15 protein-coding genes are annotated in these 13,729 nt (G+C 69.6%); 12 read left to right on the plus strand and 3 right to left on the minus strand.

Annotated features, from left to right (window positions below; translation table 11 throughout):
* Positions 1 to 50: 50 nt before the first annotated feature.
* Positions 51 to 1,109, minus strand: coding sequence for an ABC transporter ATP-binding protein (locus D4740_RS07365; RefSeq protein WP_119836426.1), 1,059 nt, complete (start codon positions 1,107 to 1,109; stop codon positions 51 to 53).
* A gap of 242 nt (positions 1,110 to 1,351) precedes the next feature.
* On the opposite strand from D4740_RS07365, the gene D4740_RS07370 reads away from it, so the two are divergent.
* On the plus strand, positions 1,352 to 2,455 hold the full coding sequence (locus tag D4740_RS07370; RefSeq protein ID WP_259390721.1) for a sensor histidine kinase: 1,104 nt from the start codon (positions 1,352 to 1,354) through the stop codon (positions 2,453 to 2,455).
* Positions 2,452 to 3,135 (plus strand): response regulator transcription factor, encoded by a 684-nt coding sequence (locus D4740_RS07375; protein ID WP_119836302.1) that lies wholly within the window; start codon positions 2,452 to 2,454, stop codon positions 3,133 to 3,135. The genes D4740_RS07370 and D4740_RS07375 overlap by 4 nt, the downstream gene beginning before the upstream one ends.
* On the opposite strand, the gene D4740_RS07380 is transcribed toward D4740_RS07375, so the two are convergent.
* A complete protein-coding gene (locus tag D4740_RS07380) occupies positions 3,114 to 4,043 on the minus strand; it encodes a LysR family transcriptional regulator (protein WP_119836303.1) in 930 nt (309 codons plus the stop codon). The two genes, D4740_RS07375 and D4740_RS07380, sit on opposite strands and share 22 nt — an antisense overlap.
* A 286-nt stretch (positions 4,044 to 4,329) precedes the next feature.
* On the opposite strand from D4740_RS07380, the gene D4740_RS07385 reads away from it, so the two are divergent.
* Entirely contained in the window at positions 4,330 to 5,340 is a 1,011-nt protein-coding gene (locus tag D4740_RS07385; RefSeq protein WP_119836304.1) for an alpha/beta hydrolase, read from the plus strand.
* A 203-nt stretch (positions 5,341 to 5,543) separates the two neighbouring features.
* Positions 5,544 to 6,320: an SDR family NAD(P)-dependent oxidoreductase gene (locus D4740_RS07390; protein WP_119836305.1), complete on the plus strand. Its 777-nt coding sequence runs from the start codon at positions 5,544 to 5,546 to the stop codon at positions 6,318 to 6,320.
* Here D4740_RS07390 and D4740_RS07395 read toward each other — a convergent pair.
* The gene (locus D4740_RS07395; protein WP_119836306.1) at positions 6,286 to 6,942 is read right to left on the minus strand and encodes a hypothetical protein; all 657 of its coding nucleotides are present in this window, start codon (positions 6,940 to 6,942) and stop codon (positions 6,286 to 6,288) included. The genes D4740_RS07390 and D4740_RS07395 overlap by 35 nt on opposite strands.
* A 389-nt stretch (positions 6,943 to 7,331) precedes the next feature.
* On the opposite strand from D4740_RS07395, the gene D4740_RS13280 reads away from it, so the two are divergent.
* The 8 genes from D4740_RS13280 to D4740_RS07430 all read left to right on the plus strand — a co-directional run bounded on the left by D4740_RS13280 (position 7,332) and on the right by D4740_RS07430 (position 13,493).
* Positions 7,332 to 7,475, plus strand: a complete 144-nt coding sequence (locus tag D4740_RS13280; RefSeq protein ID WP_259390722.1) for a hypothetical protein — start codon at positions 7,332 to 7,334, stop codon at positions 7,473 to 7,475.
* A gap of 27 nt (positions 7,476 to 7,502) precedes the next feature.
* A complete protein-coding gene (locus tag D4740_RS13285) occupies positions 7,503 to 7,814 on the plus strand; it encodes a DUF4143 domain-containing protein (protein ID WP_259390723.1) in 312 nt (103 codons plus the stop codon).
* A gap of 484 nt (positions 7,815 to 8,298) precedes the next feature.
* Positions 8,299 to 10,773: a glycoside hydrolase family 3 N-terminal domain-containing protein gene (locus tag D4740_RS07405; protein ID WP_182911370.1), complete on the plus strand. Its 2,475-nt coding sequence runs from the start codon at positions 8,299 to 8,301 to the stop codon at positions 10,771 to 10,773.
* A gap of 63 nt (positions 10,774 to 10,836) precedes the next feature.
* Positions 10,837 to 10,971, plus strand: coding sequence for a hypothetical protein (locus D4740_RS13290; protein ID WP_259390724.1), 135 nt, complete (start codon positions 10,837 to 10,839; stop codon positions 10,969 to 10,971).
* Positions 10,972 to 11,304: 333 nt separating this feature from the next.
* The gene (locus D4740_RS07415; protein ID WP_119836307.1) at positions 11,305 to 11,895 is read left to right on the plus strand and encodes a helix-turn-helix transcriptional regulator; all 591 of its coding nucleotides are present in this window, start codon (positions 11,305 to 11,307) and stop codon (positions 11,893 to 11,895) included.
* Complete coding sequence (locus tag D4740_RS07420; protein WP_119836308.1) at positions 11,888 to 12,322, plus strand: SRPBCC domain-containing protein; 435 nt, start codon at positions 11,888 to 11,890, stop codon at positions 12,320 to 12,322. Before D4740_RS07415 ends, D4740_RS07420 begins: the two co-directional genes overlap by 8 nt.
* A gap of 109 nt (positions 12,323 to 12,431) precedes the next feature.
* Positions 12,432 to 12,950, plus strand: coding sequence for a nuclear transport factor 2 family protein (locus tag D4740_RS07425; protein ID WP_259390725.1), 519 nt, complete (start codon positions 12,432 to 12,434; stop codon positions 12,948 to 12,950).
* A 135-nt stretch (positions 12,951 to 13,085) separates the two neighbouring features.
* On the plus strand, positions 13,086 to 13,493 hold the full coding sequence (locus D4740_RS07430) for a TfoX/Sxy family protein (protein WP_259390726.1): 408 nt from the start codon (positions 13,086 to 13,088) through the stop codon (positions 13,491 to 13,493).
* The last annotated feature ends 236 nt before the right edge of the window (positions 13,494 to 13,729 follow it).

Genomic DNA, 13,729 nt, shown 5'->3' on the forward strand with positions numbered 1-13,729 from the left:
CCGCCTTGAACAACGCAGACATAGCAGACACCACTGACATCACGGGCTCCTCAGGCGGCCTCGTCGCGCAGGGCACGCCCGGTCATCTCCAGGAAGACGTCGTTGAGCGTGGGCGGCTCGGAGGTGACGCGCCCGCAGGTGACCTCCTGCGCTGCCAGCACCTCCATGACGTCGGAGAGGTTGTGGGCGCCGGGGGCGCACTCGACGAGCAGCTCGGGAGCCTGCCAGGCCGCGGAGCGCACGTGGCCCAGGCGGCGCACCTGCTCGAGGGCCTCCTCCCCAGGGGCCTCGGGGGCGACTACCTCAACGCGGATGCGCTCACCGACCCCGATCATCGACTTCAGCTCGCTGGTGGTGCCGCTGGCGACCTCCTTGCCGCCGTCGACGATCATGATCCGGGTGCACAGCTGCTCCACCTCCTCCATGTAGTGGCTGGTGTAGATGATGGTCGCCCCCTGCCGGTTGAGGTCCCTGATGCCGTCGAGGATGGCGTTGCGGCTCTGGGGGTCCACCGCTACCGTCGGCTCGTCGAGGATGATGAGCTCAGGCCTGTGGGCGATACCGCAGGCGATGTTGAGCCTGCGCAGCAGGCCTCCGGAAAGCCTGGCGGGCCGGAATCCCGCAAAGCGACCCAGGTCGACGAAGTCGATGGCCTCCTCCACCAGGGCCCGGCGCTGCCTGCGGCCGGGGACGTAGAGGGCGCAGAAGGCGTCGATGTTCTCCCTTACCGTGAGCTCGTCGAAGACGGCGACCTCCTGGGGGACGATGCCGATGCGGCGCTTGAGGTCGTAGGAGGTGGCCCTCATCGGCTGCCCCAGGACGCTGATCTCGCCGCGGTCGCGAGTCAGGAGCTGGAGGATGCAGCTGATCGTGGTGGTCTTGCCCGAGCCGTTGGGCCCCAGCAGTCCGAAGATCTCACCCGAGGCGATCCGCAGCGTCAGGTTGTCCACCGCGACCAGGTCCCCGTAGCGCTTGACCAGGCCCTCCACCGCTACTGCGCTGCCGACACTGCCGGTGCTGGCGGTAGCGGCGGTACCGGCAGTGGTGCCGGGAGCCGAGGCCGTGCTGCTTGCTGCCCCCGGGGAGGTGCTGGAGGCGTCAGCTGTCATGTCAGGCATCTCGTCTCCTTCGAGGTCCTTGTCGGCGGGTCTCCTGCCCGTTGCGTCTGCTCCGGTCTGTGTCTGCTCGCCATGGTGGCGCAGGCCTGTCAGCCCGCACAGCTGAGCGCTGTCACGGGTCCAGGGTCGTCCCATGACATCTGTCACGGAACGGTTTCGTCGGTGCTTCCCGTGTAGGCGCCTTCCGGCCCTGTGCCAGGACGGCCTGCCGAGATATGCCGGATAATCGTCCTGTGGGACCACTGGTGGACAAGAGCATCGTCCTGGGTGGCTGCACCGCCCTGATGCTGGTGGTCGGCGTACCCGGTGTCGTCCGGGTCGTCTGGGTGCTGGTGGCGGTGGTGCTGAGCAGCCTGTGCGTCCTGGTGGAGGGCAGGCGCGGGGCCGTCGTCGCCCCGGCTGCCTACCTGGTGGCGGGCTGCCTGTCGCCGGAGTCCGTGCTCGGCGCGCCCCTGGCCGCCTACGACCTGGCCCGTTCCACCACCCTACGGGCAGGCGGCACCTGGCTGCTCCTGCTGTGCGGGGGGCCTGTGCTGGCGGCAGCGACAGGGGCGCGGCTGCCGCCGACGGCTGTGGTCCTGGCGGCCGTCCTGTGCGCCGTGGCGGTGCTCCTGGGTGTGCGCACCGCGCAAGGGGACCTGACCCGGGGTCACTTGTACCGTCTGCGGGACGACCTGCAGGTCAAGGTGGTCGCCCTGGAGCGCACCAACGCCCGCCTTCTGGAGGCCCAGGACCACGAGGTGCGGGCGGCCGCCCTGTCAGAGCGCACCAGGATCGCCCGCGACATCCACGACACGGTGGGGCACCTGCTGACCCGCCTCACCCTGAGGGTCAGGGCGCTCCAGGTGCTCCACCGTGACCACCCCACCCTGCCGTCGCAGCTGGAGGAGGTGGGTGCCACTCTTGAGGAGGCGCTGGGCTCCGTGCGGCGCAGCGTGCACGCCCTGTCCGAGGAGGGCGAGGACCTGCCCACGGCCCTCAACCTGCTGGGGCTGCGCTGTGGCATCAAGGACGTCGCGGTCAGCTGCCTGCTGGACCAGGCCCCGCCCACCGACGTCTCCCACTGCCTGCTGGCGGTGACCCGGGAGGCGCTGACCAACGCCGTGCGCCACGGCGCAGCCGACTCCGCCCGGGTCGCCCTGGCCGAGTACCCGGCGTTCTGGCAGGTCACTATCAGCAACGATGGCGCGGTGCCGGGCCGGTCCGCCCGTCCCGATCCCGTGGGCATGGGCCTGCGCTCCATGAGGGAGCGGGTCGAGATGCTGGGGGGAGTCCTGCGTGTCACCCCCTCCCCGAGGTTCACGGTCTTCGCCACCATCCCGAAGGGGGACGCATGAGGGTGCTCATTGTTGACGACGACGCCATCGTCGCCAGCTCCTTGGCCACGATCCTGTCGGCGGAAGACGATATCGAGGTCGTCGGCCAGGGCGGCAGCGGCCCGCAGGCCGTGGCCGGGTACGCCCGCCACCAGCCCGACATCCTGCTCATGGACATCCGCATGCCCGGCGGTGACGGGCTGAGCGCGGCGGAGCAGGTCCTGGAGCATGACAGGCAGGCCCGCATCGTCTTCCTCACCACCTTCTCCGACGACGACTACATCGTGCGGGCGCTGCGGATGGGCGCGCGCGGCTACCTCATCAAGCAGGACGTGGCCCAGGTGGCCCCGGCCCTGCGCAGCGTCATGGCTGGGCTGACCGTCATGGAGGGCCAGGTCCTGGAGCGTACCGCGACCATGGGGGCGACCATGGGGGAAACCATGGAGGCGCCGACAGGCTCCCTGCGGGCGCCCCAGCCCCGGGGATACGGGGAGCGGTCAGCGGTCTTCGCCTCGCTGACCGAGCGCGAGTACGAGGTGGTCGAGGCGCTGTCCGAGGGCCTGGACAACGCCGAGGTGGCTGGGCGGCTGTTCATGAGCGAGGGCACCGTGCGCAACCACATCAGCGCGGTGCTGGCAAAGCTCGGGCTGCGCAACCGCACCCAGGTTGCGGTGCTCTACTACCGCTCCGCCGGGGCGTGACCGGTGGCTGTGGGATCCTGGGGGTCCTGCAAGCCCCCGAGCGAGGAGCGCACCTGGGCCAGGAAGCGTTGCGCGATGGGCGAGAGGACCTGTTCCCGGCGCCAGATGAGGTACATGTGTGAGGTCAGCGTGGGCTTCAGCGGGCGGAAGGTGAGGCCGCTGGACGGGCTGGTGTCTACCAGGTGGTCGAAGGCGAGCAGGTAGCCCAGCCCCGCCCGGGCGAAGACGGCGCCGTTGTAGGCCAGCTGGAAGGTCCCCTCCAGGGTGAGCTCCCCCATGCGCTCCCCGGCCCAGCCCGGGATGTCACGCTCCCAGGACTGCTCGGAGCACAGCAGCGGCAGGCCGACCAGATCCTCGACGGTGACGGCCTCCTTGGCTGCCAGGGTGCTGTCGCTGCGCATGACGACCCCCCACACGTCGATGACCGGCAGGGGAAGGCTCCCGTACCTGGTGGCGTCCGGCGGCTCGACGAGCGCGGCGAAGTCGAGCAGCCCGCGGTCAAGGCTGTCGGTGACCTGTGCGGTGCCGCCGCTGGTGACGTGATAGCGCAGGCGGGGGCAGTGCCTCCTGAGGTGGCTGATCTCCTGGGCGAGGATGCTGACCTGCCAGGACTCGGCCAGGCCCAGGTGCAGGTCACCGCCGGTGACGTCGTCCAGGCCACGGAACTCGGTCTCGATACGGTCCGCCATGCGGACGAGGTCGGTGGCGCGCTCGCGCAGGAGCCTGCCCTCCTCCGTCAGCTCGATGCTGAAGGAGTGCCGGGTGAACAGCTTGTGCCCCAGCTCGCGCTCCAGCGACCTCACCTGCTTGGACAGCGTGGGCTGCGTGACGTGGAGCGCTCCGGCGGCCCGGGTCATGTTCTCCTCGCGCGCGACCGCGAGGAAGTAGCGCAGTGTCTGGATCTCCATGATGCGGTCGGCTCCCTGTCTGCGAGGTTCGGGGGTGCGGCGTGCGGGCATGTGCGGGTGCGGTGTGTGCCGCGCGTCGGGCGCGTCGCGGCGGGCGCCGTGCGTGCGGGCGGGCGGCGTATGGGGCGCGTGCCGGGTGTGCCCACAGGAGTGCCCGACGCAGATATTCTACTTAGGAATATCCAGGATGCTGAATCGCCATTAGCGTTATGTCATGCTGCTGGTGAGAATAGGTGGTGACCGGTCGGGCTGTGGGGGCCTGACCCAGGAGCGAGGAGTAAGGACCATGACCAGGACGGACAGCACACCCGGCCCCCGTGAGGACACGCTGGAGCTGACGCAGGAGTGGGACAAGGTGTTCCCTCGCTCCACCCAGGTGGACCACGCCAAGGTCACCTTCCACAACCGGTTCGGCACCACCCTGGCGGCCGACCTCTACCGGCCTCAGGGTGCCGAGGGGCCGCTGCCCGCGCTGGCCGTGTCCGGTCCCTTCGGTGCCGTCAAGGAGCAGTCCAGCGGCCTGTACGCCCAGGCCATGGCTGAGCGCGGCTTCCTGGCCGTCGCCTTCGACCCCAGCTTTACCGGCGAGTCCGGGGGCGCACCCCGCTACATGGCCTCCCCGGACATCAACATCGAGGACTTCCAGGCCGCCGTCGACTACCTGTCCGTGCGCGAGGACGTCGACCCCGAGCGTCTCGGCGTCATCGGCGTCTGCGGCTGGGGCGGCATGGCCCTGGCCGCGGCGGCCGCGGACCCGCGCATCAAGGCCACGGTGGTCTCCACCATGTACGACCTGAGCCGGGTGGCCGCCAACGGCTACTTCGACTCCTCCGACTCCGCCGAGGCCCGCAACCAGATGCGCGCCTCCGTGGCGGCGCAGCGCACCGCCGACTACCGGTCCGGCACCTATGCCATGGCTGGCGGCGTGGTGGACCCCCTTCCCGACGACGCCCCCGACTTCGCCAAGGACTACTACGCCTACTACAAGACGCCGCGGGGCTACCACCCCCGTTCGCTGAACTCCAACGACGGCTGGACGGTGATCGGCGGCTCCTCCCTGATGAACGCGACCTTGCTGGGCTACATCGAGGAGATCGAGAACGCGGTGATGATCCTCCACGGGGACGCGGCGCACTCCTACTACATGGGTAAGGACGCCTTCGCCAGGCTCCAGGGTGACAACAAGGAGATGGTGACCGTGCCGGGCGCCTCCCACACCGACCTCTACGACGGTGGCGGCAAGGAGGCCATCCCGTGGGAGAGGATCGCCGAGTTCCTCACGGCAAACCTGGGGTGAGGCCCGGGGCGACCGGGCGGCGCTGGGGCTGGGGGCGTGTCTGGGGCCGCGCGTCAGCTGGCTCTGCGCTCCCACAGGCGTACCCTCGGGTGCACAGTGCGGTCAGCAGGCCGCACTGACATGCCCGGTGACATGCCTGGCCCGCAGCACCGGCAGGTCCGGCCCGTGGTGTCGCGGGCCGCGAAGCAGAGAGGAGCCAAGCAGTGACAGACCTGTTCAGTATCCGGGGCAAGAACGCCGTCGTCGTAGGGGCCAGCTCCGGCCTGGGGGCCGACGCCGCCCGCGCCTACGCCCAGGCGGGGGCCAACGTCGCGCTCCTGGCCCGGCGTACCGACCGTCTGGAGGCCCTGAGGCCCGAGCTGGAGGCCCACGGCGTCACCGTGGTGGCCGCGGGCTGCGACGTCACCGACGAGGCCAGCTGCCAGGCGGCGGTGGAGAAGGTCCTCGCCGAGTTGGGCACCATCGACATCCTGCTCAACAACGCCGGCGTCGCCGTGTTTGGAGGGGTGGACACCCTCAGCGACGAGGACTGGGACACCTCCCTGGGGACCAACGTCAAGGGCATCGCCCACGTCTCCAAGTACGTCATCCCCCACATGAAGGAGGCTGGCTACGGGCACGTGGTCAACATCGCCTCGGTCAACGCCGTCATCGCCGACAAGACCGACGCCTTCATCCGCCACTCCTACAACGCCTCCAAGGCGGCGGTCACCGGACTGACCCGGGGCATGGCCGCCTCCTACGCCCGCTACGGCATCACCGTCAACGCCCTGGGGCCGGGCCTGTTCTCCTCGGAGATGACGCAGCACACCCTGTTCGCCTCCCAGGAGTTCCTGGCCGCCTACAACACGCTGAACCCGGCTGGGCGCCCCGGGGCCTCCGGCGAGCTCAACGGCCCGGTGCTGTTCCTGTCCTCCGACGCCTGCAGCTACGTCCAGGGGCAGTTCATCGCCGTGGACGGCGGGATGACCATCGTGTGAGGCTGGCCGCGTGAGGGTGCTCGGGTGCTCTTCTTTTCCCGGTCGCAGTCTGGTAGATGGTGTAGCTCAGCCAGGTGAGGCCGGCGATAAGGAGAAGGAGCCCGCTTAACAGGTCCGAGTACCGCTCAGACCAGGGGATTTCAGCTGGTGCGATGGACAGCCTCTGGGTGGCAATGGGGTCGGCGATGACGCATGCCGCCGGGACAAGGCGAGCTAGCAGTGGCAGGGCTCCTCGCTGCTGTGAGAGCCACCCGAGTACTCCCAGGGGGCAGCACAGCACCGCTCCTGCGATGAACCACTCGATGTTGGCGAGCATCGCGCTGTGGTTGTAGACGGGCGTGAGGATTCCCAGCGTGTAGTGGGTTCCCAGGGCGCACTGGGCGCTCAGCACCCCGGCGAGCGCCCCTGCCCGGGGAGTCGCCGTCAGGCTGCCGCAGTAGAAGGCCAGGGCTGCCCACAGGGAGCCGGAGTTGACCAGCTTGGCGCCAGTCTTCCGAAATCCTGAGTAGGTCTGCCAGCCGCCTTCTATCTCCTCCTGGAACGAGATGTTGAGGACCAAGGAGGCAGTGCCGAGAAGAACAGAGAGGAGGAGGACTTTCTTCCAGTCTGCGGATTCGGGCATGCGGAGATTCTCCAGGTCTTTGTCTGGTGACGGGAGTGCGGTTAACATAACGCCTCCATAACGGGGACGCAAGCTGGTTGGGCGGCTGTGGACACCTGAGGGAGCATCTGCGACTCCGCGGTCGGCAGGTCCGGGCGGCCACGAGGCTGCCAACGCTCGGTCCCTGTTGTCGGCTGCATGGGCAGGGGGGCGTGCAGCGCTGCGTCAGAGACGTAGGTCAGTTCGCACGCCCCTGTCGGGAGCGAGGACTCGTGCGGCGCTGCAGCCGACGGCAACGGGTCTCCTCCCCGTCGTGGCTCAGTGGGGCCTGTAGACCTCTTCGCCCGCAGCAGGCGCCGTCTGACCGGTTGGAAACGCTCCACATGACCGGTTGACCAAGGGGAAAGCCGATGGGGACGCGGAAGGTCGGCACGGAGGCGTCCTTTGCCACCCTTGTCAGGGACGCCTCCACCCAGTCGATGAGGACGCAGACCGCTGTCGCCTACGTCAATGCCCTCAAGCGGCTCTTTGTTGTCGAGGAGCAGCCGACGTGAGCGCCGTACCTGCGATCCCGGTACGCCGTGCAGACCTCCCCCACGCTGCACCTCGTTGACCCGGCACTGGCGGCGGCGGTCACCTCGACCTCGGCACCGCGTCTCATGCACGACCTCCCGACTGCGGGGCTGTGGTTTGAGTCCCAGGTGGTCCAGCACCTGCGGGTCTTCGCCGAGGCGCTGGATGGCCGGGTGTACCACTACCGGGACAAGGCAGGTAAGGAGGCGGACGCCGTCGCTGGTATCGACACGGCACGCACGCTCGCGCGCTCAGGCAACAGAAACGTCGTAGGACAACACGGCACCATGTTGTCCTACGACGTTTCTGTTGCCTCATAGGGCGACCGGCACGTCGGTCTTCTGTGAAGATTCGCTACATCCTGAGGATTCGGTTCTCGGCGAGGATTTGGTAGGTCTGGAGGGTGGCTGCGGTCGGCGTGCGCTGTCTGGGGCTGCTCGCTGCGTGACTGACCTGACGGTGAGGCTGAGCCGCTCGGCAGCAGCGACCGGGCCGTGCCGGGGCTCCGGAGCCATCTCCGGAAGTAGTTCCAGAAACAGGCCGGGCGGATGGGCTATGCTGCCCTCGTGCTCGACGGTGAGCGCACAGCTGGCCTCACGCGCCGTCGGCCAACCGCATGCAGGTGCGTGACCAGCTCGGCTAGTCCTCGGGGGGAGGCGATCCGCCGTGGGGCAGCGAACAGGACGGCACGGACCAGGTGCCAGGACAGGACCCGGGCGGCAGGCCGGGCACAGGGCCAGGTAGCAGGTGTAGTTAGTGCAGGACACGAGCCGGGAGGCTGATGACACCATGAACCAGCACGAGATGAACCAGTACGAGATCGACCACTTGGCAGCAGTGCGCGCGGGCGCGCCCGAGTCCATGGTGCTGCTCAGCAGCGACGGCTCCTTCCCCCTGGAGCGTCCCGGGCGCCTGGCTCTGTACGGGGCGGGGGCGCGGCGCACCGTCAAGGGCGGCACCGGCTCCGGCGACGTCAACTCCCGCCACGTCGTCACAGTCGAGGAGGGGCTGGAGAAGGCGGGCTTCACCATCACCACCAAGGCCTGGCTGGACGCCTACGACCGCATTGCCGAGGAGCACCACCGGGCCTTCGTCGCCGGTATCCGGGAGCAGGCCAGGCAGGAGGGGCGGCCTGCCATCATGGTGGGCATGGGCGCGGTGGAGCTCGCCCCCGACTACGACCTGCCGCTGGAGGGTGATGGCGAGGCCGCCGTATACGTCCTCGCCCGCGACTCCGGGGAGGGCAGCGACCGCAGCTCCCAGGCCGGCGACGTGCGGCTCACCGCCTCGGAGGTCCGCGACATCACCGCGCTCGCGGCGGCGCACGAGCGGTTCCTCCTGGTCCTCAACGTCGGCGGAGTCGTGGACCTGGGCCCGGTGGCCGACGTCGCCAACATCCTCCTGCTCTCCCAGCTGGGGGCGGTCACCGGTGACGCCTTTGCCGACGTCCTGCTGGGCAGGAGCTACCCCTCTGGCAGGCTGTCCACCACCTGGGCTGCCTGGGAGGACTACTCCACCGAGGGTGACTTCGGCGACCCGGACGACACCAGCTACCGCGAGGGCGTCTACGTCGGCTACCGCTACTTCGACTCGGTAGGCAAGGTCCCGATCTTCCCCTTCGGCTACGGTCTGGGCTACACGACCTTCTCCATCGGCGCTCCCACCGTCAGCGCCTCCGGCTCCGAGATCTCCCAGATCTCCGAGATCACTGTCAAGACCACCGTCACCAACACCGGTGCCGCCGCAGGTAAGGAGGTCGTCCAGGTCTACGTCTGCGTGCCCGCTGGCCGCCTCGACCAGCCCTATCAGGCGCTGGCCGGGTTCACCAAGACCGGCGAGCTCGCCCCCGGAGCCACGCAGGAGGTCACCGTCACCGTTGACCTGACCGACCTCGCCTCCTATGACGCCTCCAGGAGCGCTACCGTCCTGGAGGCGGGCGACTACGTGGTTCGTGTGGGCGCCTCCAGCCGGGACACCATCGTGGCCGCCGTCGTGGAGCTGGCTGAGACGGCGGTGGTCCGCCAGCTCCACGACGTCCTGGGAGACCCTGGCTTCACCGACTTCAGACCGGTCTCGCCCACGCTCGTGGAGGTGCCTGCCGACGTCCCGCGGCTGGCCGTGGCTGCCGCGGACCTGCGCCAGGAGGATACCCAGGAGCCCGTTGACCTGGCCGAGGCCCTCGGCAGGGTTACGGACCTGCCCGACGACGAGCTGGCCTACGTCGTGCTGGGCCAGTACGCGGACAGCGCGGACAGGCAGTCTGTCGTCGGCCAGGCCTCCCAGGCCCTCGTGGGTGCCGCGGGCCAGACGACCACGCGTGTCGAGGGGCTGCCCTCCCTGGTCATGGCTGACGGCCCCGCGGGCCTGCGCCTGGCGCCCCAGGTGGGTGAGGACGCCCAGGGCCGGTTCCCGCTGGGGGAGGCGCTGGGGGGCCTGTTCGCCGAGCTCATGGACGAGGAGTCCGTCGTCGCGCTGGGCGGTGAGGTTGACGGCGGCACCCAGCGCGTGCCGGAGCGCACCTTTGAGCAGTACGCCACTGCCATCCCGATCGGTACTGCTGTGGCCCAGTCCTGGAACCCAGACCTGGCTGAGTCCTACGGTGACCTGGTCGGCGCGGAGATGGACCATTTCGGTGCCCACCTGTGGCTGGCCCCGGCCTTCAACCTGCACCGCTCCATCCTGTGCGGGCGCAACTTCGAGTACCTCTCCGAGGACCCGCTGCTGGCCGGGCGCGTGGCCGCAGGCATCACCCGCGGCGTGCAGTCCCACCCGGGGCGCGGGGTGACTGTCAAGCACTTCGCCTTCAACAACCAGGAGACCAACCGCTTCAACTCCAACAGCCGCGTGTCCCAGCGGGCCGCCCGGGACCTGTACCTGCGCAGCTTTGAGATCGTGGTCCGCCAGGCCCAGCCCCACGCGGTCATGACCTCCTACAACCTGGTCAACGGCGTGCACACCTCTGAGTCAGCCGGGCTGCTGGAGACGATCCTGCGCCAGGAGTGGGGCTTCGCCGGCCTGGTCATGACCGACTGGGTGGTGCGCGCCATGACCCGTACCGACCTCACCTACCCGCGCGCCACTGCGGCGGCTACCATCAAGGCGGGCAACGAGCTGTTCATGCCCGGCTGTGAGGAGGACCGCCAGGATGTCCTGGCCGCCCTGCACGGCCAGGCCGAGTCCGGGGTGAGCCTGACCCGCGCTGAGCTGGAGAAGCAGGCCGCCCGGGTGGTGCGCATGGCTCACCGGCTGGGCGACGTCGCCCCCGCGCCGCAGGCGTGATCACTGCGGGCAGGTCCCGAGCCGGGCCTGCCCGCGCTGCTACGTGTGCTCGGGAGTAACCCAGTGAAGATCTTTGAAGCGGGCAAAGTCGCTGTCAAAGGAGCAGACGCTGGTTCCGTGCTCAAGGGCAAGCGCGGCGAGGTGGGCATCGGTCACCATGTTTCCGCGTTTCCGCGTTTCCGCGCAGGTCGCCGCTGATGAGAAGCTGGCCGAGAATGTCACGGTGGCGGATTCCCGGAGCGGGTACCCAGACCTGGTCGGCGTCGAGCCAGTCGGTGACGTACCTCCACGCGTCACCTGGGGTGAGAGGGGCTGCTGACGCGCGGGGGTGGGTGATGAGGCGCAGACGGAGGCTCGGCGCCTGGTCGAGGCAGACCTCATCCACTCACTCTCTTGAGTACAAATATACACTTGTGATACGGTCGGCCTGGCCGGTCGGCCGGGGCCGTCGTGATGGATGCTCGGCCGTCGGCCGGGCCGTTCGCCTGGGCGTGCGGACGGCCCGGCGGACATCCTGGAAGGAGGGCAGTGATGGCGGCGCAGGCGCGGGAGCCACAAGGGTCGCAGGGTGCGGGGGAGGGGCGGCCAAGGGCTGGTGGCGCGCCTCGTCAGGCGGACGCTGGTCGTCTCGCCCCCGGGAGGCAGCACGCTGCCCCAGGGGCGGCCGCCCAGCAGGCGGGCGCCAGCCCAGGCGCCCTGGTGCCTGAGCTGCCACAGGAGGGTGCTTCCCGGCAGGTGGGCGCGGGCGCGCAGCCCGAGGTCGACCAGGCGCTGCGCGCGTTGGCTGACGGCAACCGGCGGGCGATCCTGGAGGTCATCCGCGCCGCGCCCCAGCCGGTGGGGGTAATAGCCCAGGAGGTAGGCCTGTCGCAGCAGGCGGCCTCCCACCACCTGGGGGTGCTGAGCCGGGCCGGGCTCGCCGTGAGCGCCCGCGAGGGCACCCGCCACCTCTACGCGGTGAGAACGGACGGCCTGGCTGCGGTGCGCTCCTACCTGGACGGCTTCTGGCCTACCCGGCTGGCTGCGCTCAAGGCGGCTGTCGAGGAGGGTGGGCAGACCCGGGAGGCTCCGAGGGGCCGGGAGAGCCGGGGGGAGCCGGGGGAGTTTGCCGGGCATGGATGAGTTCACCGACTCCATCGGGATCGCCGCCCCGCCGGAGGCGGTCTTTGCCTACCTCACTACCGCGGAGGGGATGACGGCGTGGATGGGGGAGTACGCGGACCTCGACCCGGTGCCCGGCGGCCGGTTCGCCGTCAATATCGCGGGTTACCCCGTACGGGGCGAGTTTCTCCACGTCGAGCCGCCGCACCGGGTCGTGGTGTCGTGGGGCTTCGCGGGAAGCGATGAGCTGCCCGCTGGGGCCTCGACGGTGGAGTTCCGTCTGACCCCCACCCGCGAGGGCACGAGGGTGGACCTGCGCCACTATGACCTGCCCGACGCCCAGGTGCCCGGGCACGCCGACGGGTGGGCGAACTTCCTGCCCCGCCTAGCCGCTGCCGGTGCCGGTGGCAACGCCGGACCCGACTACTGGCTGCCGCTGCCACACTGACCCGTCTCGGCCTGTCCCGGGGCCTCCCCGTCGGAGGCCGCCCGGGTCCGTCGGCTGGTGCGGCTGGATCGCACACTCCAACGACCCAGACAATGAGAGGACCATAACCGTGACTGAAACCGTGACTGAGGACCTGACTGAGGACGCTGCGCGCGGGAACGCCCCAGGCGCCCCGAGAGACGCCACTCTTGCTGCTCTTGCCGTCGTGCGGGGTTATCACCAGGCCTGGACTACTGGCGATGTCGAGGGTGCCATGCGTTATGTCGCTGACGACATCTTCTGCCGGGCGCCAGAAGCCGACTTCAGGGGCAAGGAGGACTATCGGGACTATATCGCCAGCTTCGCCCCTGAGCTCACCGGCATCGGCTGGATCGCTGAGATGGTTGAGGTGCTGGATGAGGAGCCAGCCGAGGGGGTCCGGATCGCGCTGTTCTACTACCCGCAGACCGCAGTGACCTCCACGACCCCGGCTGCTGAGCTCTTCACGGTCAGGGACGGCAGGATCGCCGAGAGCGTGCTGGCCTTCGACCGCATCGCCTACGTCCCGGCCGGGCCTGGTCCGGCCTCGGGTCCCGAGCCTGCCTCGCCTGGGACCGGGGGCCCCAGCCGGGGATGTCGGCGACCCTGAGGGCCGCTGGTCTGCGGTTGAGGCGCCTGGTGCCGGTGGGAGCGGGAAGCCGGACGAGGACGAGGCTCCTGGTCGGGCCGAAGGAAAGGTCCGGACTGGCGGCAGTGCTGGCGGACCCGAGGGGGTGCGCTCCTCGTGAGCCCGGGGCAGTCGGAGCTCGTGGAGCGTCTCCGTGCGCTTCTGGCAGGCAAGGCGGTGGTGCGGGAGGTCTTCATGTTCGGTGGGTGGTCCTTCATGGTCAACGAGAGGCTTGTGGTCAGCGCCCTCAAGGACGGTGGCCTTCTGGTGCGGGTGGACGCCAGTCGGCACGACGAGCTGCTGGCCCGGCCGGGAGCGTCACAGGCGCAGATGGGTGCCGGGCGCAGCATGGGACCGGGCTGGCTCGAGGTCGGGGCATCTGCTCTTGGTGGACCGCCCGGTACTGTCTTCCTGGCTGGCGCTGGCGCTCGAGCACAACAGGGCGCTCGCCGCGCGCGGGCGGTAGATGAGGCCAGAGCAGTCAGCGCCGCCGGGGACAGGGCGCTCGCCGCGCGCGGGCGGTAGGCGGGCGCCTCGGGGCCTGGCTGTGCTGGGGCCCGTTGTGTGGTGGCGGGATTTGTACGCTCCTCTGGTGGTGCGTCTGGGGGCTGGTGGTCGTGGCTCGTGGGCTGGGTTGCACACGCTCGTTCTGGGGTCGGGCGCGAAAGCCGCGTGATTACGCGGATCCTGGTTTGACGCGTGACCGGTGTGCGGGGCTCCCATGTGCATCAAGGAGCGCGATGCACATGGGAGCCTTTCAG

The organism is Actinomyces sp. 2119 (assembly GCF_003591215.1).
In the GTDB taxonomy this organism is placed as follows: Bacteria; Actinomycetota; Actinomycetes; order Actinomycetales; family Actinomycetaceae; genus Actinomyces; species Actinomyces lilanjuaniae.

Coding starts and splice junctions, on each gene's coding strand:
- D4740_RS07365 (WP_119836426.1), bottom strand. CDS start 1,109: ATGACAGCTGACGCCTCCAGCACCTCCCCGGGGGCAGCAAGCAGCACG.
- D4740_RS07375 (WP_119836302.1), top strand. CDS start 2,452: ATGAGGGTGCTCATTGTTGACGACGACGCCATCGTCGCCAGCTCCTTG.
- D4740_RS07380 (WP_119836303.1), bottom strand. CDS start 4,043: ATGGAGATCCAGACACTGCGCTACTTCCTCGCGGTCGCGCGCGAGGAG.
- D4740_RS07385 (WP_119836304.1), top strand. CDS start 4,330: ATGACCAGGACGGACAGCACACCCGGCCCCCGTGAGGACACGCTGGAG.
- D4740_RS07395 (WP_119836306.1), bottom strand. CDS start 6,942: ATGCCCGAATCCGCAGACTGGAAGAAAGTCCTCCTCCTCTCTGTTCTT.
- D4740_RS13280 (WP_259390722.1), top strand. CDS start 7,332: ATGGGGACGCGGAAGGTCGGCACGGAGGCGTCCTTTGCCACCCTTGTC.
- D4740_RS07405 (WP_182911370.1), top strand. CDS start 8,299: ATGAACCAGTACGAGATCGACCACTTGGCAGCAGTGCGCGCGGGCGCG.
- D4740_RS07415 (WP_119836307.1), top strand. CDS start 11,305: ATGGCGGCGCAGGCGCGGGAGCCACAAGGGTCGCAGGGTGCGGGGGAG.
- D4740_RS07420 (WP_119836308.1), top strand. CDS start 11,888: ATGGATGAGTTCACCGACTCCATCGGGATCGCCGCCCCGCCGGAGGCG.